At 66.4% G+C, this 17991-nt stretch carries 18 protein-coding genes; 15 read left to right on the forward strand and 3 right to left on the reverse strand.

The features are described from left to right. Nucleotides 1–46: 46 nt before the first annotated feature. The 3 genes from PV773_RS20040 (at nucleotide 47) to PV773_RS20050 (ending at nucleotide 2414) form a co-directional block, all read left to right on the forward strand. Entirely contained in the window at nucleotides 47–829 is a 783-nt protein-coding gene (locus PV773_RS20040; RefSeq protein WP_347968049.1) for a GntR family transcriptional regulator, read from the forward strand. Beyond that, complete coding sequence (locus PV773_RS20045) at nucleotides 826–1794, forward strand: pyridoxal-phosphate dependent enzyme (protein WP_347968050.1); 969 nt, start codon at nucleotides 826–828, stop codon at nucleotides 1792–1794. Before PV773_RS20040 ends, PV773_RS20045 begins: the two co-directional genes overlap by 4 nt. Before the next feature lie 80 nt (nucleotides 1795–1874). Next, nucleotides 1875–2414, forward strand: a complete 540-nt coding sequence (locus PV773_RS20050; protein ID WP_347968051.1) for a MarR family transcriptional regulator — start codon at nucleotides 1875–1877, stop codon at nucleotides 2412–2414. A gap of 29 nt (nucleotides 2415–2443) precedes the next feature. Here the strand turns inward: PV773_RS20050 and PV773_RS20055 are convergent, their stop codons facing one another. Further along, complete coding sequence (locus PV773_RS20055; protein WP_347968052.1) at nucleotides 2444–3418, reverse strand: helix-turn-helix domain-containing protein; 975 nt, start codon at nucleotides 3416–3418, stop codon at nucleotides 2444–2446. Between the two features lie 105 nt (nucleotides 3419–3523). On the opposite strand from PV773_RS20055, the gene PV773_RS20060 reads away from it, so the two are divergent. The 8 genes from PV773_RS20060 to PV773_RS20095 all read left to right on the forward strand — a co-directional run bounded on the left by PV773_RS20060 (nucleotide 3524) and on the right by PV773_RS20095 (nucleotide 12184). Next, nucleotides 3524–4072: a cysteine hydrolase family protein gene (locus PV773_RS20060; protein ID WP_347968053.1), complete on the forward strand. Its 549-nt coding sequence runs from the start codon at nucleotides 3524–3526 to the stop codon at nucleotides 4070–4072. 174 nt (nucleotides 4073–4246) lie between these two features. After that, nucleotides 4247–6577 carry a bifunctional salicylyl-CoA 5-hydroxylase/oxidoreductase gene (locus tag PV773_RS20065; RefSeq protein ID WP_347968054.1) on the forward strand — a complete coding sequence of 777 codons (2331 nt, stop codon included), beginning with the start codon at nucleotides 4247–4249 and terminating at the stop codon, nucleotides 6575–6577. 2 nt (nucleotides 6578–6579) lie between these two features. Next, entirely contained in the window at nucleotides 6580–7356 is a 777-nt protein-coding gene (locus tag PV773_RS20070) for an SDR family NAD(P)-dependent oxidoreductase (protein WP_347968055.1), read from the forward strand. Further along, entirely contained in the window at nucleotides 7353–8201 is an 849-nt protein-coding gene (locus PV773_RS20075) for an enoyl-CoA hydratase family protein (RefSeq protein WP_347968056.1), read from the forward strand. Before PV773_RS20070 ends, PV773_RS20075 begins: the two co-directional genes overlap by 4 nt. 18 nt (nucleotides 8202–8219) lie before the next feature. Then, the gene (locus PV773_RS20080) at nucleotides 8220–9398 is read left to right on the forward strand and encodes an acyl-CoA dehydrogenase family protein (RefSeq protein ID WP_347968134.1); all 1179 of its coding nucleotides are present in this window, start codon (nucleotides 8220–8222) and stop codon (nucleotides 9396–9398) included. Nucleotides 9399–9408: 10 nt separating this feature from the next. Next, complete coding sequence (locus PV773_RS20085) at nucleotides 9409–9825, forward strand: thioesterase family protein (RefSeq protein WP_347968057.1); 417 nt, start codon at nucleotides 9409–9411, stop codon at nucleotides 9823–9825. Next, complete coding sequence (locus PV773_RS20090) at nucleotides 9818–10213, forward strand: RidA family protein (protein WP_347968058.1); 396 nt, start codon at nucleotides 9818–9820, stop codon at nucleotides 10211–10213. The genes PV773_RS20085 and PV773_RS20090 overlap by 8 nt, the downstream gene beginning before the upstream one ends. 3 nt (nucleotides 10214–10216) lie before the next feature. Continuing rightward, entirely contained in the window at nucleotides 10217–12184 is a 1968-nt protein-coding gene (locus PV773_RS20095; RefSeq protein ID WP_347968059.1) for a 3-hydroxyacyl-CoA dehydrogenase NAD-binding domain-containing protein, read from the forward strand. 31 nt (nucleotides 12185–12215) lie between these two features. Here the strand turns inward: PV773_RS20095 and PV773_RS20100 are convergent, their stop codons facing one another. Then, complete coding sequence (locus tag PV773_RS20100) at nucleotides 12216–12668, reverse strand: DUF983 domain-containing protein (RefSeq protein WP_347968060.1); 453 nt, start codon at nucleotides 12666–12668, stop codon at nucleotides 12216–12218. 335 nt (nucleotides 12669–13003) lie between these two features. Here PV773_RS20100 and PV773_RS20105 point away from each other — a divergent pair, with 335 nt between their 5' ends. The 4 genes from PV773_RS20105 to PV773_RS20120 are packed head-to-tail and all read left to right on the forward strand — an operon-like array spanning nucleotide 13004 to nucleotide 16542. Next, on the forward strand, nucleotides 13004–14428 hold the full coding sequence (locus PV773_RS20105) for a cytochrome ubiquinol oxidase subunit I (RefSeq protein ID WP_347968061.1): 1425 nt from the start codon (nucleotides 13004–13006) through the stop codon (nucleotides 14426–14428). 4 nt (nucleotides 14429–14432) lie between these two features. Further along, a complete protein-coding gene (gene cydB / locus PV773_RS20110) occupies nucleotides 14433–15440 on the forward strand; it encodes a cytochrome d ubiquinol oxidase subunit II (protein WP_347968062.1) in 1008 nt (335 codons plus the stop codon). Next, complete coding sequence (locus PV773_RS20115) at nucleotides 15440–15583, forward strand: DUF2474 domain-containing protein (protein WP_347968063.1); 144 nt, start codon at nucleotides 15440–15442, stop codon at nucleotides 15581–15583. Before cydB ends, PV773_RS20115 begins: the two co-directional genes overlap by 1 nt. Before the next feature lie 17 nt (nucleotides 15584–15600). Beyond that, a complete protein-coding gene (locus PV773_RS20120; protein ID WP_347968064.1) occupies nucleotides 15601–16542 on the forward strand; it encodes a hypothetical protein in 942 nt (313 codons plus the stop codon). Here the strand turns inward: PV773_RS20120 and PV773_RS20125 are convergent. Beyond that, on the reverse strand, nucleotides 16509–17897 hold the full coding sequence (locus tag PV773_RS20125; RefSeq protein ID WP_347968065.1) for a PLP-dependent aminotransferase family protein: 1389 nt from the start codon (nucleotides 17895–17897) through the stop codon (nucleotides 16509–16511). The two genes, PV773_RS20120 and PV773_RS20125, sit on opposite strands and share 34 nt — an antisense overlap. Between the last annotated feature and the right edge of the window lie 94 nt (nucleotides 17898–17991).

The following is a 17991-nucleotide window of genomic DNA, read 5'->3' on the forward strand; positions in this document are numbered from 1 at the left end:
CATGATATATAATCCTGAGTCTCAAGCGGTGCTGCGGAGGACAGCGATGCAGGATGACGAAGACCATTCGACAAAGACGGAAGCGGCCTACCGGCTGCTGCGCCGGGACATCCTGACCACGCGCCTGTTGCCGGGCGCCCCGCTCAAGCTCAGCACATTGCGCCAAACCTACGGCGTCGGCTGGACGCCGCTGCGCGAGGCGCTGTCGCGCCTCGAGGCCGAGCGCCTGGTCACCGCCATTTCCAACCGCGGCTTCACCGTGGCCCCCGTTTCGCGCCAGGAGCTGGAAGATCTCGCCCGCGCCAGGATGGTGGTCGAGCTGCCGCTCCTGCTGGAATCGATCGACAAGGGCGGCAGCGACTGGGAAGACGCACTTGTGACCGCGCATTACCGCCTGTCGCGCTGCAAGACCGCCGTCGAGGACCCGTCCGACGAGGCGGTCGACGCCTGGGACGAGAAGCACGAGGCCTTCCACGCCGCCCTGCTCAGCGCCGCCGATTCGAGCTGGCTGCTGCGCTTTCGCGCGACCATTTCCGACCAGCTGCGACGGCATCACCGTTTCCTCGGCCTCGCCCCAACCCTGCGCGCCGCCGCCGGACAGAAGGACGGCTTCGAGGAAGCCATGGCCGCGCTTCAGGAGGCGCAATCGATCGGTCCGCACACGGCCCTCATGGAAGCCGCGCTCGACCGCGACCTCGAACGTGCCAAGGCGCTGATGATCGACCACATCGGTTACACGCTGCATGTGTATGTGCACACCGAGGACTACAGCGGCAGCCGCCACGCCGCCCGCCCCGGCAGCCTCAGGTCCCGGTCGGCGGCCGAATGAGCATGCCCCATCGTCCGTCGCTGGACGAGATCGCCACTGCGCGCGCTCTGATCGCGCCCTACGTTCCGCGCACGCCGCTGGTGCGCCTCGATCTCGGCCTGCCCGACCGGCAGATTTTCCTCAAGCTCGAAACACTGTCGCCCATCGGCGCCTTCAAGCTCCGGCCGGCGCTCAGCGCGCTTCTTTCGCGGAACCGAGCAGCTCTTGAGAAGGGCGTCGCCACCCCGAGTTCCGGCAACATGGCCTATGGCATGGCCTGGGCCGCCAACAGGCTCGGCGTGCCGATGGCCGCCTACATGTATTCGAGCGCGCCACAGACCAAGATCGACGGCGTGCGCCGCCTCGGCGGCGAGGTGCGCTTCATCTCCATGGAAATGTGGTGGCAATACATCATCGGCGCCGATCGGCCCGATTTCCCGGAATTGCTGATCAATCCGGTAACCGACCAGGCGGTTCTTTCCGGCAACGGCTCGATCGGTCTGGAGGTCGTCGAGGACCTGCCGGAAGTCGATGTCGTACTGACGCCCTATGGCGGCGGGTCGATGACCACGGGTGTCGCCAGCGCCGTGAAGGCGCTGCGCCCCATGGCAAAAGTGTACGCCGTCGAAGACGAGAATGCGGCGCCGGTGACTGCGGCATTGGCCGCGGGCCGCATCGTCGACATCGAACCGAGACCTTCCTTCATCAAGAGCATCGGCGGGCCCTCGCTGGTGCCGCAGCTTTGGCCGGTGGCGCGCGATCTGATCGACGGCGCTGTGACAGTCAGCCTCCAACAGGTCGCCGACGCCATGCGCTTTTTGTTCGCCAAGGCCAAGGTGGTGGCGGAGGGCGCGGGAGCAGCTTCGCTCGCCGCGGCGCTGACCAGCGACCACGCCAGGGGCAACGTCGTCTGCGTGATCTCCGGCGGCAACATCGACGCCGATGCCTATGCCGAGATCCTTGCTGGAAACATTCCCGAGCCGTGAACCTTCAAGCTTGTAATAACCGGCGAAACGGCACTACAACTGCCGGGTCGAACCGGACCTTGCGGTTCGCGAGGTGAGGAATGACCGGGCACAAGATGGACGAGCTCAAAGAAACGGCGAACGCCGGCGGATGGGTCGACGGCGAGACCAAGGTGCTGGAAGCGCCTGCCGATCACGGCACCGAGCTGCGCCTGTGGCTGCGGCTGCTCACATGCTCGACGCTGGTCGAGACCGAGGTGCGGCGCCGCCTGCGTGAAGAATTCGATTCCACCCTGCCCCGCTTCGACCTGATGGCGCAGCTCGAGCGCGCGCCCGACGGCATGGTGCTGGGTGAGGTGTCAAAGCGCATGATGGTGTCGCCCGGCAACATCACCGTTCTGGTCGAACGCCTGGCCGAGAGCGGCCACATCAGCCGCACCACCTCGCCGACCGACCGCCGGGTCCAGATCATCGCGCTGACGCCCTTCGGCCGCGCCGAATTCGAGAAGATGGCGGCCGCACATGCCGACTGGATTGGCGACCTGTTCGGCACCCTTTCGGCCAAGGACGGCGGCATCTTGCTCGACGAACTCGGCAAGCTGAAGCGCTCGATCGTCGCGTCGCTGGCCAAGGGCAGCTAGCGCATCTCGATTCCGGACGGTGTGGCACCCTACGCGCGGAACCGGGCGCGATAGTCGCTCGGCGTCAGGCCGACGATGCGGGCAAAGACCTTGCGGAACGCGCCGGGGTCGCCATAGCCGACCTCCCACGCCACCTTGTCGACCGACTGCGTGGTGAACTGCAGAAGCTCGCGCGCCTTGCCGACGCGCAGCCGCTGTCCGTATTCGGTGGTCGTCAGCCCCGTCGCCCTCTGGAAGCGGCGCAGGAAGGTGCGCTCTTCCAGCCCGGCCAGCGCCGCCAGCGTGGCGAGGTTCAGGTCCTTGCCCTCGCCCGCCTGCAGCCAGTGCTGCACCTTGAGGATCGCCGCGTCGCCGTGGCTGAGGCGCGGCGCGAAGGCGCTGTAGTAGCGCTGCTCCCGGCCGGGTGGGTCGAGCGCCAGGATGCGGGCGGTCTCGATCATCACGGTCGGCCCGAGGAAGCGGTCGACGAGCTTCAGCCCGAGATCGGTCCAGGCCATCAGGCTGCCGGCGGTGATGATGTCGCCGTCGTCGATGAGCAGCCGGTCGGTGTCAAGCCTCGCCTCGGGAAAGCGCGTCCGGAACGCCTCGTCATACACCCAGTTGGTCGTCACCGCCCGACCGGCCAAGAGCCCGGTCTCGCCAAGCACGAAGGCGCCGGCGCAGACCGAGGCCAGCACCCCGCCGCTGGCATGGCGCTGGCGCAGCCAGCCGGCCACGGGCGCGGCATGTTCGGGCGAGATCGGATCGCCGAGCGCCGGCGGCACGACATAGACCTCGGGAACCCCGGGCGCCTCGGGGTGCGTGTCGAACACCCTCGTCGGGGCTCGTCCCGTTTGCTCCGCCCGCCAGTGGCTGACGCGCAGGACGGAAGGAGGCGCACCAAGGCTCTTGCGCCCGGCGGTGCGGTTGGCGAGCTCGAACAGGTCGGTCATGCCGAGCACCGCCGACATCTGCGCACCCGGATAGAACACCAGCCCGATTTCGTTGACGCCGGCCCTCGCCATTTGTCGAAATCACCCCTTGTTATGTCGATATCGCCAATGGGCCGGCACCATAATCCATTGCATCTTCCGTGCAACATCCATCCCCACAGCAAAGGCATAAGGGACATGAGCAAGCGCGCGGTGATCGCCATCGACATCCAGAACGAATATTTCCCCGGGGGCCGCATGCCGCTCGTCGGCATAGAGCAGGCAACGGCCAATGCCGCCCGGGTCCTCGAGGCGTCGCGCGCCAAGGGTGACACCGTCATCCATGTTCGCCACCTCTCCAAGGCCGCCGACGCGCCGATCTTCGCGCCCGGCACCCCGGGCATCGAGATCAACGCCGCCGTCGCCCCGGCAGCCGGCGAAAAGGTCATCACCAAGAACTACGTCAACTCGTTCCGCGAGACCGATCTCAAGGCAACGCTCGACGCCGGCGGCATCGACGAGGTGGTGATCGTCGGCGCGATGAGCCACATGTGCGTCGAGGGCGCCACCCGCGCCGCCACCGACTTCGGCTACAAGACTGTTGTCGTCCACGATGCCTGCGCCACCCGCGACCTCGAGTTCAACGGCAAGACCGTGCCGGCAGCCCAGGTCCACGACGCCGTCATGGCGGCAATCGCCTTCGGCTATGGCGAACTCGTGGATACGGCGACCTATCTGGCGCGATAGCACGCCCACTTCTTCTCCGCCCCGGTCGCGCCGACGCCGACCGGGGTGTCTCTGCGTCCGGTTCCAAAAATAACTTTAAGCTTGAAGTTTTTTTGGAATGCGTCCATGGTGCCCGCATGGTCAGGGTCGGGCACGCATGTCCTTCTGATCGTACGGCTTCAGGAGGAGGACGGCATGCGCATTGTCTGTATCGGTGGCGGACCGGCCGGTCTCTACTTTGCCCTGCTGATGAAGAAGCAGCATCCCGGCCATCACGTCACCGTCGTCGAGCGCAACCGTCCCTTCGACACTTTCGGCTGGGGCGTGGTCTTTTCCGACGCCACCATGCAGTCGATGCGCCAGTGGGATCCGGCGACCGCCGAGTCCATCGAGGACGCCTTCAACCACTGGGACGATATCGAGCTGGTGTTCAAGGGCCGCAAGATCCGCACCACCGGCCACGGCTTCGTCGGCATCGGCCGCAAGAAGATGCTGAACATCCTGCAGGAGCGCTGCATCGAGCTCGGCGTCGAGCTGGTGTTCGAGACGGACGTGCAGGGCGACCAGGAATTCCCCGACGCCGACCTCATCATCTCGTCTGACGGCGTCAATTCGCGCATCCGGCACAAATATGCCGACGTGTTCAAGCCCGACATGGTGATGCGGCCCAACCGCTACATCTGGCTTGGCACCGACAAGCGTTTCGACGCCTTCACCTTCGATTTCCAGCGCACCGAGCACGGCTGGTTCCAGGCCCACATCTATCGTTTCGACGACAACACCTCGACCTTCATCGTCGAGACCACCGACGACGTGTTCAAGGCGCACGGCATCGACGAGATGGACCAGGACCAGTCGATCGCCTTCTGCGAGAAGCTGTTCGCCGAGACGCTGGACGGCCACAGACTGATGACCAATGCGCGCCATTTGCGCGGCTCGGCCTGGCTGAATTTCGGCCGCCTGATCTGCGACAAGTGGAGCCATTTCAACGGCAACAGCCATGTCGTCTTGATGGGCGACAGCGCCCACACCGCCCATTTCGCCATCGGCTCGGGCACCAAGCTCGCCATCGACGACGCCATCGAGCTGACCCGCCAGTTCGACCTGATCGGCCACGACAAGGCCAGCATTCCGGCCGTGCTCGACGCCTATGAGGAAATCCGCCGCGTCGACGTCGCCCGCATCCAGAACGCGGCGCGCAACGCCATGGAATGGTTCGAGGTGGTGGGCAAGCGCTATGCCGACACGCTGGAGCCGGAGCAGTTCATGTATTCGATGCTGACGCGCTCGCAGCGCATCAGCCACGAGAATTTGCGCCTGCGCGACAAGGATTGGCTGGAGGGCTACGAGCGCTGGTTCGCCGAGCGCGCCGGCGTCAACCCGGCCCCCAACGGCTCGGTGCCGCCGCCGATGTTCACGCCCTTCACCATTCGCGGTATGACGCTGAAGAACCGCATCGTGATGTCGCCGATGGCGATGTATTCGGCGACCGACGGCCTGCCCGACGATTTCCACCTCGTCCATATCGGCGCCCGCGCCATGGGTGGCGCGGCACTCGTATTCCCGGAGATGACCTGTGTGTCGCCTGACGCGCGCATCACGCCCGGCTGCCTCGGGCTGTGGAACGACGAGCAGGCCAGGGCCTTCAAGCGCATGGTCGACTTCGTCCACCAGCAGACGCCGGCCAAGATCGGCATCCAGATCGGCCATGCCGGCCGCAAGGGCGCGACCAGGGTGCCGTGGGAGGGAATCGACCAGCCGGTCGAACAAGGCGGCTGGCCGCTGATCTCGGCATCCGCCCTGCCCTATCTCAAGCATTCCGACATGCCGCGCGAAATGACCCGCGCGGACATGGACCGGGTGCTGGCGGATTTTGTGAGCGCTACGATGCGCGCGAGCGACCTCGGCTTCGACATCCTCGAACTGCACGCAGCGCACGGCTACCTCTTGTCGTCCTTCCTGTCGCCGCTGACCAACCTGCGCGACGACGAGTATGGCGGCAGCCACGAGAACCGGGCGCGCTATCCGCTCGAAGTGTTCCGCGCCATTCGTGGCGTGTGGCCCGAGGACAAGCCGATCTCGGTGCGCCTGTCGACGCACGACTGGTACGAGGGTGGCAATACGCCCGAGGATGCCGCGATCTTCGCCCAGATGTTCAAGGAAGCCGGCGCCGACATGATCGACTGCTCGTCGGGCCAGGTGGTCAAGGAAGAGCAGCCGGTCTATGGCCGCCTGTTCCAGACGCCCTTCTCCGACAAGATCCGCAATGAGATCCAGGTGCCGACCATTGCCGTCGGCGCGATCTCGGAGGCCGACCACGCCAATTCGATCATCGCCGCCGGCCGCGCCGACCTCTGCGCGGTTGCCCGCCCGCATCTCGCCGACCCGGCCTTCGTGCTGCACGAGGCGGCGAAGATCGGCTACGACGAGCAGGAATGGCCGAAGCAGTACCGCTCGGGCCGCCAGCAGTATGTGACCAACCTGCAGCGCGCCCAGCAGGCCGCCGCCCCCACCGGCAAGGCCTGAGCATGGCAAAGCGTCACGCCCTAGTCACCGGCGCCGGCAGCGGCATCGGCAAGGCCATCGCCCTGGCGCTGGCGGCCGAAGGCCGTGGCGTCAGCCTGTGCGGCCGCAGGGCCGCCCCGCTCGAAGCCGTGCGCGACGAGATCGCCAAGGCAGGCGGCGAGGCAGTGGTACTCGACGGTTTCGACGTCACCGACCCGGCCTCCATCGAAGCCGGTGTCGCCAAGGCGATCGAACGCTTCGGCGACATCGCCGTGCTGGTCAATTGCGCCGGCGAAGCGCCGTCCGCCCCCTTCGAAAAGACCGATCTTGCGCTGTGGAGCAGGGTGATCGGCATCAACCTCACCGGCACGTTCCTGGTGACCCAGGCAGCGCTCGCCTCGGTCAGGCGCGCCGGCAAGGGCCGCATCGTCAATGTGGCGAGCACCGCCGGCCTGACCGGCTATCCTTACGTCTCGGCCTACTGCGCCTCCAAGCACGGCGTGGTCGGAATGACCCGGGCGCTGGCACTGGAGCTTGCCCGCACCGACGTCACCGTCAACGCCGTCTGCCCCGGCTTCACCGACACGCCGCTGCTCGATGGCGCGGTCGAAACCATCACCGGCAAGACGGGCCGTTCGGCGGAGGAAGCCCGCGCCACGCTCGCCCGCGCCAACCCGCAGGGGCGGCTGGTGAGCCCTGAGGAAGTGGCAAACACCGTGCTCTGGCTCGCCTCGGAAAAGGCGACCGCAATCACAGGCCAGGCGATCCCGGTCGCCGGCGGCGAAGTTCTGGGAGGATGACGATGACCAACCCGATGCAGGACAAGAAGCGTCCCTTCCAGGGCTATCAGGCGAAGCACTTCAAGTTCGAGACCGATGTCGACGGCAAGGTCGCGACGATCACGCTGAAGCGCCCCGAAAAGAAGAACCCGCTGACCTTCGAAAGCTACGAGGAATTGGGCAACCTGTTCCGCGCCCTGCACAGGGCCAGCGACGTGCGCGCCATCGTCATCACCGGCGCCGAGAACAATTTCTGCTCCGGCGGCGACGTGTTCGAGATCATCGAGCCGCTGACCCGCATGCCGATGCCCGACCTGCTCGACTTCACGCGCCTCACCGGCGACCTGGTGCGCCAGATGCGCGCCTGCCCGCAGCTGATCATCTCGGCCGTCGACGGCATCTGCGCCGGCGCCGGCGCGATCATCGCCATGTCCTCCGACTACCGTGTCGCCACCCCCGAAGCCAAGACCGCCTTCCTGTTCACCCGGGTCGGCCTTGCCGGCGCCGACATGGGCGCCTGCGGCATCCTTCCGCGCATCATCGGCCAGGGCCGCGCCGCAGAGCTTTTGTTCACCGGCCGCGTCATGACGTCGGCCGAAGGCCATGCCTGGGGCTTCTACAACGCGCTGCACGAGCGCACAGCACTGCTCGCCGAGGCGCAGAAATTCGCCCGCAACCTGGCCGACGGCCCGTGGTTCGCGCACGCCATGACCAAGAAGATGCTCGACCAGGAATGGGCGATGGGCATCGATCAGCTGATCGAATCGGAAGCCCAGGCACAGGCGATCTGCATGGCGACCGGCGATTTCCGCCGCGCCTTCGAGGCATTCGCCGCCAAGGCCAAGCCCGAATTCAAGGGGAACTGAGCCATGGCCGCGCATCTGATGCCTGCCAGCGCGCCGGACCGCGACCACCTTGACTGGCCGTTCTTCGCCGACAGCCACCGGGCGCTTGCGGCCGAACTCGACGGCTTCATCGCCAGGGGCGGCCTGGGCGAGATCGACCATGCCGACGCCGACAGCGCCTGCAAGAAGCTGGTCAAGGCGCTGGGTGCTGCCGGCTTTCTGCGCAACTGCGTGCCGGCGGCCTATGGCGGCGTGTCGGAGGTGATCGACAGCCGCTCGCTCTGCCTGATCCGCGAAACGCTCGCCTATGCTGACGGCCTCGCCGACTTCGCCTTTGCCATGCAGGGCCTGGGAACCGGCGCGATCAGCCTGTCGGGCTCGGACGCGCTCAAGCAGGCGATCCTGCCGAAAATCGCTCGCGGCGAGCTGATCTCGGCCTTCGCGCTGACCGAGCCGGAAGCCGGCTCCGATGTCACCGCGATGGCGACTTCCGCCCGCCGCGACGGCGACCACTTCGTGCTCGACGGCGAGAAGATCTTCATCTCCAACGGCGGCATCGCCGACGTCTACACCGTCTTTGCCCGCACCGGCGAAGCGCCAGGCACGCGCGGCATCTCGGCCTTCGTCGTCTATGCCGAAACGCCCGGCTTCTCGATCGCCGAACGCATCGAGACGATTGCACCGCATCCGCTGGCCCGCATCCGTTTCGACAATTGCCGCATCCCGGCATCCCAGCTTCTCGGAGAGCCGGGCGAAGGTTTCAAGATCGCGATGCGGACGCTCGACATCTTCCGCCCGTCGGTGGCGGCAGCCGCCCTTGGCTTCGCCCGCCGCGCGCTCGATGAGGCCGTCGCGCACGCCAAGTCGCGAAAAATGTTCGGGGCGACGCTGTCCGACCTGCCGACGGCACAGAGCACGTTGGGCGAGATGGCAACCGCCATCGACGCTGCGTCGCTGCTGACCGTGCGCACCGCCTGGCGCCGCGACGTGCAGAAGCTGCCGATCACCCGCGAGGCCGCCATGGCCAAGATGACGGCGACGGAAAACGCCCAATGGGTCATCGACCAGGCGCTGCAGCTGTTCGGCGGCCGCGGCGTGCGCGTCGGCGAGATCACCGAGCGGCTCTACCGCGAGATCCGCGCGCTGCGCATCTATGAGGGCGCAACCGAAGTGCAGAAGCTGATCATCGGCCGCGAGCTGATGAAGGCCGCGAAGTAGGAGCGCTGCCGTGCCCTTCCGCACCTCACGGCCGCTGCGTTTCGGGGACTGCGATCCCTCGGGCATCGCCTTTTTCCCGTCCTACCTGAACATCCTCGTCGGTGTTCTCGAGGAGTTTTTCGCATCGGTCGGTGCGCCGTGGAAAGAGCTCGTCGGCGAACGCCGCATCGGCACGCCGACTGTCAGGCTCGACCTCACCTTCACCCATCCGGGCTTCCACGGCGACATGCTCGACTTCGAGCTGTTCGTCCGCCGCGTCGGCCGCTCGTCGCTCGACCTCGAGCATAAAGTTTCGGCCGCCGGCGCGCTGCTGTGGAGCGCCCGCCACAGCGTGGTTGCCACCTCGCTCGACACCCACAAATCTCTCGCCTGGCCGGATGACCTCCGCGCCGCGCTCGAAAGCCGCCTGGAGACATCAGATGCATGAGATCCTGCAACCCGAGGGCTGGGCCAAGCCGATCGGCTATGCCAACGGCGTCGCGGCCAGCGGCCGCACCATCTTCGTCGGCGGCCAGATCGGCTGGAACGCGCAGTGCCAGTTCGAGACCGACGACTTCGTCGGCCAGGTGCGCCAGACGCTGGAAAACGTCGTCGCCGTGCTGAAGGCCGGCGGCGCCGAGCCGCACCACATCACCACGATGACCTGGTACTTCACCGACAAGAAGGAATACACCGAGAACCTGCGCGGGCTCGGCCAGGCCTATCGCGACGTGATCGGCCGCCACTTCCCGGCCATGGCTGCCATGCAGGTGGTGGCGCTGGTCGAGGACCGCGCCAAGATCGAGATTCAGGCCACCGCCGTCGTTCCGGAATAAGCGATGAGCACGATACGGTTTTCGGAGAGCGTTTCGGGCAGCATCCGCGGCGGCGTGCTCGTCGTCACCATCGACAATGCGCCCGTCAACGCCACCTCTGCGCATGTCCGGCAGGGGCTTGTGAAGGCGCTCGAACATGCGACAGCCCTCGGCACGGTGACCGGCATCGTCATCACCGGCGCCGGCCACACCTTCGTCGGCGGCGCCGACATCAAGGAGTTCGGCAAGCCGCCCGTCGAGCCGACGCTGCCCGAGGTCATGGAGCGCATCGAGAATTGCGGCAAGCCGGTGGTCGCGGCCGTCAATGGTGCTGCCCTCGGCGGCGGTTGTGAGATCGCACTCGCCTGCCACGGTCGCATCGCCGGCGAGGCCGCGAGCTTCGGCATGCCTGAGGTCAAGCTCGGCATAGTGCCCGGCGCCGGCGGCACGCAGCGTTTGCCGCGCCTCGTCGGCATCGTCGCTGCCATCGACCTGATCGGCAGCGGCCGTACGGTGAAGCCGGCCGAAGCCCTCAAGCTCGGGCTGATCGACGGTATCGCCGCCGACCATTTGTCCACAGCAATCGCGCTGGCGCGCGGCATGGCCGCCGATCCGCTGCGGCGCACGGGTGGCATCCAGATCGCTGGGGCTGATGCTGCGGCGGTCGAGATTGCCACGAAGAAGGTGCTGGCCAAGGCGCGTGGCCAGGCCGCGCCCGCCGAGGCCGTGCGCCTGGTCCGGAAGGCATCCGAGGCGAGCCTCGAGGACGCCCTCGCCGACGAGCGCGCCACCTTCATGCGGCTGCGCGATTCCCGCGAGGCCGCAGCCCTGCGCCACGTCTTCTTCGCCGAGCGGCAGGCCGGCAAGGTCGGCAAGCTCGACGGCGTCGCCCCGCGCAAGCTGGAAACGATCGGCATCGTCGGCACCGGTCTGATGGGCGCCGGCATCGCGGTGGCGGCGTTGACAGCTGGCTGCCGCCTCGTCGGCGTCGAGCAGACTGAAGATGCCGCCGCAAAGGGGCGCGAGCGCATTTCGGAAACGCTCGACAAGGCCGTGCAATCGGGCCGCCTCGCCGATGCTACCCGCAACGAATGCCTGGCCCGGCTCGACGTCACGTCAGAAATCAGCAGGCTCGCCACGGCCGATCTCGTCATCGAGGCCGTGTTCGACGATCTCGCCGTCAAGACCGAGCTGTTCCAGCGGCTCGACGGTATCGTCCGGCCCGACGCGATCCTCGCTACCAACACCAGCTATCTGAACCCCGACGAGATCGCGGCGGCGACCGCGCATCCCGGCCGCGTCGTCGGCCTGCACTTCTTCTCGCCCGCCAACATCATGCGGCTGGTCGAGGTCGTCGACTGCAAGGCGACATTACCCGACGTGCTCGCCACCGTGCTCGCCTTTGCCAGGAAGCTCGGCAAGCTGCCTGTGGTCTGCGGCGTGACAGAGGGTTTCATCGGCAACCGCATCTTCTCGGCCTATCGCCGCGAGGCGGAGTTCATGGTCGAGGACGGCGCCTCGCCGGCCGACGTTGACGCAGCGCTCGAAGCCTACGGCTTCCCGATGGGCATCTTCACCGTCTACGACATGGCCGGCCTGGAAATCGCCTGGGCCCGGCGCAAGCGCCAGGCAGCGACGCGCGATCCCAACGCGCGTTATGTCGAGATCGCCGACAAGCTTTGTGAAGCCGGCCGCTTCGGTCGCAAGACGGGCAAAGGCTGGTACGACTATTCGTCGGGCGAAAAGGCCGTTGATCCTGAGGTTGCGGCGCTGATTGCGGAGGCGCGGACGGCAAAGGGAATTGTCCCGCGCGGCTTCACGCCGGAGGAGATCGTCCGCCGCCTGCTGCGCGCCATGGCCGAGGAGGGCAAGGCCCTGCTCGACGAGGGTATCGCGGCGCGGTCGAGCGACATCGACCTGGTGATGATCAACGGCTATGGCTTTCCGGCCCACAAGGGTGGGCCGATGTTTGCCGCGGAAGGCAACGCGTAGCCACTGCGGACGCGCTTCCTCCGTCTTGAGATCAGGTGCGCGGTGCCGCGTCTCCGCCCGGCTGCTGCCGCCGGCTGGCCTTGGCGTGCCAGTCGAAGTCGATCGACCCCTCCTCGGCCTTGTGGAAATACTGCGAACAGACCAGCCAGCCCTTCAGCGGCCGCAACAGCGCCATGCAGCTCAGTATGGTCAGCGGCAGGGTGGTGAACAGGTGCACCCACAGCGGCAGGCCGAAGGTCATCTGGAACCAGACGCCGAAGCCGAGCGCGGGCACTGCGGCGATGGTCATGGCGAAGAAGGCCGGGCCGTCGGCGGGATCGGCGAAGGAATAGTCGAGGCCGCAGACTTCGCACCGCGGCGCAAGCTTCAGAAATCCCGAGAACAGGTGCCCCATCTGGCAGCGGGGGCAAAGCCCTCTGATGCCGGTCTTCATCGGGTTGTCGGTGGGCGTGAAGCCCTCAGCGGAAAATTGCGATTTTGACATCCTCGCCTCCTGTGCAGGGATCTCGAATTTGTTGCCGTCGCCCGGGCGGGCTTCTGCCTGCCGTATACATAGGGCCCAACGCACTTGCGCGCAAGAAGCATTATGCATATAATTAGCATACACTCCATTCAATATTGATTGAGTGAGTGGATTGTATGGATATCCAGCATGCCGACGCCTCCATGGGTCAATATGTCCGCGTCGACTTTTGGTGCCGCCGCGATCAGGATGGCGCAATTGTGGGAGGATGAATACTATCCGCCGGAAGGCTGCGGTACTTTCGGCGCCGTCCAACCGTGGCGAGCAGCGTATTTGTGCTTGCAGAGAGGTCCTAGATGTTTGGCCTGACAGCGCTGGAACTGGCTCGCATTCAGTTCGGCTTCACCATTTCCTTCCACATCATCTTTCCGGCCATCACCATCGGCCTTGCGAGCTACCTTGCGGTGCTGGAAGGGCTGTGGCTCTGGAAACGCGACACCGTCTATCGCGACCTCTACCATTTCTGGTCGAAGATTTTCGCCGTCAACTTCGCCATGGGCGTCGTCTCGGGGCTGGTGATGGCCTACCAGTTCGGCACCAACTGGAGTTACTACTCGGCCTTCGCCGGCAGCGTGACCGGCCCCCTGCTCGCCTATGAAGTGCTGACCGCCTTTTTCCTCGAGGCCGGCTTCCTGGGTGTCATGTTGTTCGGCTGGAACAAGGTCGGGCCGGGCCTGCATTTCTTTTCGACCGTCATGGTGGCGATCGGCACGCTGATCTCGGCCACCTGGATCCTCGCCTCCAACAGCTGGATGCAGACCCCCCAGGGCTTCGAGATCGTCAACAATGTCGTCGTGCCGGTGAACTGGTTCGAGGTGATCTTCAATCCCTCCTTCCCCTACCGCCTGGCGCACATGACGGTGGCGGCGTTCCTGGCGACCGCGCTCTTCGTCGGCGCCTCGGGCGCCTGGCACCTGCTGCGCGGCAACGACAACAGCCGCGTGCGCACCATGCTGTCCATGGCCATGTGGATGCTGCTCTTCACCGCGCCGGTGCAGATCGTCATTGGCGACCTCCATGGGCTGAACACGCTCAAGTACCAGCCCGCCAAGATCGCCGCGATAGAGGGTCATTGGGAAAACAAGCCCGGCGAGGGCGTGCCGCTGATCCTGTTCGGCTGGCCCGACATGAAGAACGAGACGACGCGGTTTGCCCTGGAGGTGCCAAATCTCGGCAGCCTCATCCTGACACGGAAGTGGGACGGCCAGTTCCCCGGCTTGAAGGAATTCGCGCCGGAGGACCGGCCGAACTCGACCGTCGTCTTCTGGAGCTTCCGCATCATGGTCGGCCTCGGCATGCTGATGCTTCTGCTCGGCGTCTGGGGTGCGTGGCTGCGCTGGCGCAACCGGATGTACGAGGCCAGGTTCTTCCTGCGCTTCGCCATCTGGATGGGACCGGCGGGGCTGATCGCCATCCTTGCCGGCTGGTACACGACCGAGATCGGCCGCCAGCCCTGGATCGTCTACGGCGTCATGCGCACCGCCGACGCGGTCTCGAACCAGTCCGCGCTGTCGATGAGCGTCACGCTGATCGTCTTCATCGTGGTCTACTTCATCGTCTTCGGGACCGGCGTCCGCTACATGCTGAAGCTGGTCGGCAAGGGGCCGGAGGACCACGAGCAGGAGTCGCCGGACGATACCGGCCGCCCGGCCCGGCCGCTGTCGGCGGCGCCGGATCAGATGGACATGTTTGCGGCCGCGCATCAGGACAAGAGAGGCTGACACGATGGGCATCGATCTTCCCGTAGTCTGGGCCGTCATCATCGCCTTCGGCCTCATGATGTATGTCGTGATGGACGGTTTCGATCTCGGCATCGGCATCCTGTTTCCCTTCGTGCGCGATCGCGAGGACCGCGACGTCATGGTCAACACAGTGGCCCCGGTGTGGGACGGCAACGAGACCTGGCTGGTGCTGGGCGGTGCGGCGCTGATGGCGGCCTTCCCGCTGGCCTACGCGGTCGTGCTCAGCGCGCTCTATCTGCCGCTCGTGCTCATGCTGCTCGGCCTTATTTGGCGCGGCGTCGCCTTCGAGTTCCGCTTCAAGGCCGACGAGCACCACAAGCCGTTCTGGGACAAAGCCTTTGCGGGCGGATCCTACGTCGCCACGTTCTTCCAGGGCGTGTCGCTCGGCGCCTTTCTCGACGGCTTTCCTGTCGCCGACGGTGCCTATGCGGGCGGTGCGCTGGACTGGATCACCCCGTTCAGCCTGTTCACCGGAGCCGGCCTGATCGTCGCCTATGCGCTGCTCGGCTGCACCTGGCTCATCATCAAGACGGAAGGCGCGCTCTACCAGCGCATGGTGAGCCTCGCGCGCCCGGTTACGCTCGCCCTGCTTGGCGTCATCGGCATCGTCAGCCTGTGGACGCCATTCGCTCACCCGGACATCGCCGAGCGCTGGTTCAGCTTCCCGAACATCGTCTTCTTCTCGCCGGTCCCGGTCCTGGTTCTGGTCAGTGGCTGGCTGATCCTGCGCAGCCTGCAGGGGGCGCCGCATGCGGGACCCTTCATGCTGGTTCTGTTCCTGCTGTTCCTCGGCTACAGCGGGCTCGGCATCAGCCTCTGGCCCAACATCATCCCGCCGGACATCACCATCCGCGAGGCGGCAGCCCCCGTTCAGAGCATGGGCTTCGCGCTCGTCGGGGCGCTTTTGATCATCCCCTTCATTCTCGGATACACGGCCTGGTCCTATTACGTCTTCCGCGGCAAGGTGAAGGCCGGGGAGGGATATCACTGATGGCGGTTCCGTCTCAGGCACCGGCCTCCTGGCCGAAACGGATCAGCTGGCTGGTCTTCATCTGGACCGCGAGTGTGCTCGCCCTCGGCGCAGTGGCGCTGGCGTTTCGCCTGCTGATGAACCTTGCCGGACTGACCGTCTGATCCCGAGGGAAAGCCTCATGTACACGAACGTCCAGCCGGCGTTTTCGCCGCGCGACTTCCACGACCGGGTCTATGCGGGCGAGGTGCTCCGCTTCGCCACGCTTCGGCCAATGCGGGACCTGGCCGAATTCACGCGGGGGTTCCTGGAAGATGCATTCGCGCCCTTCAAGCCGGTCGAGATCCACCGCCACCTCAGCCACGAAGAGCAGGCCGAGAGCTTTGCGCAACGGCAGCGCGATTTCGCGCGTCTGCCGGAGGTCCGGCGACTTTGGCGTGCCGTGTTCGAGGCGATTGGGCTCGACGCCGGGGGGTTGGCGCGCGATAGCCTCTATCTGCGTTTCCAGCCGCATCAGGATCCAGGCGCGGTCGTGCCGCGCGCCCGCGCCACCGCGACGATCGCCTTCCACCGCGATACCTGGGGCTCGAACCTCTACGCCCAGACCAACTGGTGGGCGCCCATCTACGACATCACCGAAGGCCGTACCTTTGCCATCTATCCGTCATTGTGGGATCGGCCGGTGGCCAACACGAGCGCCGACTTCGACCTGGCCGCCGTCCTCGATCGGTCCAGGACCGGAGGACGCAACGCAAACGATGCCGATGCGGCGATCCCGCATCTGACCGAACAGCTCGAAGTCGCCGATGCCACGCCGGTGGTCATCGCCCCCGGCGAGCTGATCGCGTTCTCCAGCGCGCATGCTCATGCCGGCGTCCCCAATTCGACGGGCCTGACGCGTATTTCGCTCGAGACGCGCACGCTATGGATCGACGACCTGCGCTCGGGGCGCGGCGCCCCCAATGTCGACGGATTTGCAAAGTGGATGTCGCCCGGCATGTTCCGGCGCGTCAGCGACGAGGTGGCGCTCAATGACCTGCTAGGGTTGAAGCGCCTGGAGCCCTTTGCCGGCCCCTTCGCGCCGGCGCGTCAGACCACCATAGCCGACAATGCCGACCGCTGATTGATGAGGCTGGCGATGGCCTGGAGGCTGGCCTCCAGCGCAGCGTGATCGGGCGCGGCGCCGAGCCCGAGACGCACAGCCTCGGGAACCTGGTCGGCACGTGAAAAGGCATCGCTGGTGACCACGCCGACGCCGGCCGAACGCAAGCGTGCGGCGAACTCGCTGCGGTTCCAGTGGCCCGGCAGCCGCAGCCAGGCGTGAAACCCTTCGGGGTCGGCCTGGACCAGCTCGGCCGGCAGGATGTCGGCCACCATTGCCTGCCGTTGCCGCGCGTCGGTGCGGATCGCGGCGAGCACTGCCTGGGCGATGCCTGTCTCGATCCAGCGGGTCGCGATCGCGGCGGTGAGCGGCGACGCCATGCCCGAGGTGGCGCGGACGGCTGCCGTCAGCTGTGCCGTACGGCGTGCCTCCGGGGTGACCAGATAGGCAACCCTCAGCGATGGAGCCACGCACTTGGCGAGACCCGCCACGTGATAGACGATGTCGGGCGCAAGCGCGGCGAACGGCGCCACGGGCTTGGCCGGCAAGGCGCCGTAGGCGTCGTCCTCGATGATCGGCACGTTGTGCTTGCGGGCGATCGAGACGATCGCTTCCCGGCGTTCCAGCGGCAGCGTCGCCGTCGTCGGGTTGTGAAGCGTGGGATTGCTGTAGAGCGCCTTGGGCGGCGCCTTGCGGCAGATCTCGGCGAAGGCTTCGGGGATGATTCCGGCCGAGTCCATCGCGACCGCGCTGACGCGGATGCGCAGATGCTCGGCGGCGGCAAGCAGGCCGGGATAGGTCAAGGCTTCGGCGCAGATCGTCTCGCCCGGGCCGGCCAGGGTGCCAAGCAGGGAAAGCAGCGCGCCCTGTGCGCCGGGGCAGACGAGCAGCCGGCCCGTGGCGATCTCGCCGAGGCGCGGCGCCAGCCAGGTGCCACCGGCCGCCCGGTCGCGCGAGGTGCCGCCGGCCTCCTGGTAGCGCATCAGGAGTTCCAGCCCGTTGTCGCCCCTGAGGTCGCTGATCTCGTCCCACATTCGGGTAGCCAGGTCGAGCTCGTCGAACCGGGGCGGCAGGTTCATGCTCATGTCGACCAGGCCGCTCGGGGTCGATGCCGTACCGGCAGGCCGCCGGGAACGGACATAGGTCCCCTGCCCGACCCGGCCTTCGATCAGGCCACGCCGACGCGCTTCGGTGTAGGCACGGCTCACGGTGGTGAAGTCGATGCCGAGCTGTTCGGCCAGGGTTCTTTGCGGTGGCAGGCGCGTCCCGGCCGGCAGGCGCCCGGACGCGATGTCGACCGCCAGCGCATCGGCAATGGTGAGGTAGAGCGGTCCCGATGCCTTGGAGATCGAGGGTGACCAGGTTGACGCGGTCATGAGCCTATCGCGATACAGTTTTCCATATATATGGATAATGTATGCTCCTTGCGGCAAATTCAAGCCCACAATGGCCGGTTGGGCAGCGCCATAC

Origin of the sequence: Mesorhizobium sp. CC13 (assembly GCF_039907765.1) — a bacterium.
GTDB lineage: Bacteria > Pseudomonadota > Alphaproteobacteria > Rhizobiales > Rhizobiaceae > Aminobacter.

Bases quoted from the DNA above. Each gene is read 5' to 3' on its own strand.
- PV773_RS20040 (WP_347968049.1), top strand. From the start codon at position 47: ATGCAGGATGACGAAGACCATTCGACAAAGACGGAAGCGGCCTACCGG.
- PV773_RS20050 (WP_347968051.1), top strand. From the start codon at position 1,875: ATGACCGGGCACAAGATGGACGAGCTCAAAGAAACGGCGAACGCCGGC.
- PV773_RS20090 (WP_347968058.1), top strand. From the start codon at position 9,818: ATGCATGAGATCCTGCAACCCGAGGGCTGGGCCAAGCCGATCGGCTAT.
- PV773_RS20075 (WP_347968056.1), top strand. From the start codon at position 7,353: ATGACGATGACCAACCCGATGCAGGACAAGAAGCGTCCCTTCCAGGGC.
- PV773_RS20065 (WP_347968054.1), top strand. From the start codon at position 4,247: ATGCGCATTGTCTGTATCGGTGGCGGACCGGCCGGTCTCTACTTTGCC.
- PV773_RS20070 (WP_347968055.1), top strand. From the start codon at position 6,580: ATGGCAAAGCGTCACGCCCTAGTCACCGGCGCCGGCAGCGGCATCGGC.
- PV773_RS20060 (WP_347968053.1), top strand. From the start codon at position 3,524: ATGAGCAAGCGCGCGGTGATCGCCATCGACATCCAGAACGAATATTTC.
- PV773_RS20125 (WP_347968065.1), bottom strand. From the start codon at position 17,897: ATGACCGCGTCAACCTGGTCACCCTCGATCTCCAAGGCATCGGGACCG.
- PV773_RS20055 (WP_347968052.1), bottom strand. From the start codon at position 3,418: ATGGCGAGGGCCGGCGTCAACGAAATCGGGCTGGTGTTCTATCCGGGT.
- PV773_RS20115 (WP_347968063.1), top strand. From the start codon at position 15,440: ATGGCGGTTCCGTCTCAGGCACCGGCCTCCTGGCCGAAACGGATCAGC.
- PV773_RS20105 (WP_347968061.1), top strand. From the start codon at position 13,004: ATGTTTGGCCTGACAGCGCTGGAACTGGCTCGCATTCAGTTCGGCTTC.
- PV773_RS20045 (WP_347968050.1), top strand. From the start codon at position 826: ATGAGCATGCCCCATCGTCCGTCGCTGGACGAGATCGCCACTGCGCGC.
- PV773_RS20095 (WP_347968059.1), top strand. From the start codon at position 10,217: ATGAGCACGATACGGTTTTCGGAGAGCGTTTCGGGCAGCATCCGCGGC.
- PV773_RS20120 (WP_347968064.1), top strand. From the start codon at position 15,601: ATGTACACGAACGTCCAGCCGGCGTTTTCGCCGCGCGACTTCCACGAC.
- PV773_RS20100 (WP_347968060.1), bottom strand. From the start codon at position 12,668: ATGTCAAAATCGCAATTTTCCGCTGAGGGCTTCACGCCCACCGACAAC.
- cydB (WP_347968062.1), top strand. From the start codon at position 14,433: ATGGGCATCGATCTTCCCGTAGTCTGGGCCGTCATCATCGCCTTCGGC.
- PV773_RS20080 (WP_347968134.1), top strand. From the start codon at position 8,220: ATGCCTGCCAGCGCGCCGGACCGCGACCACCTTGACTGGCCGTTCTTC.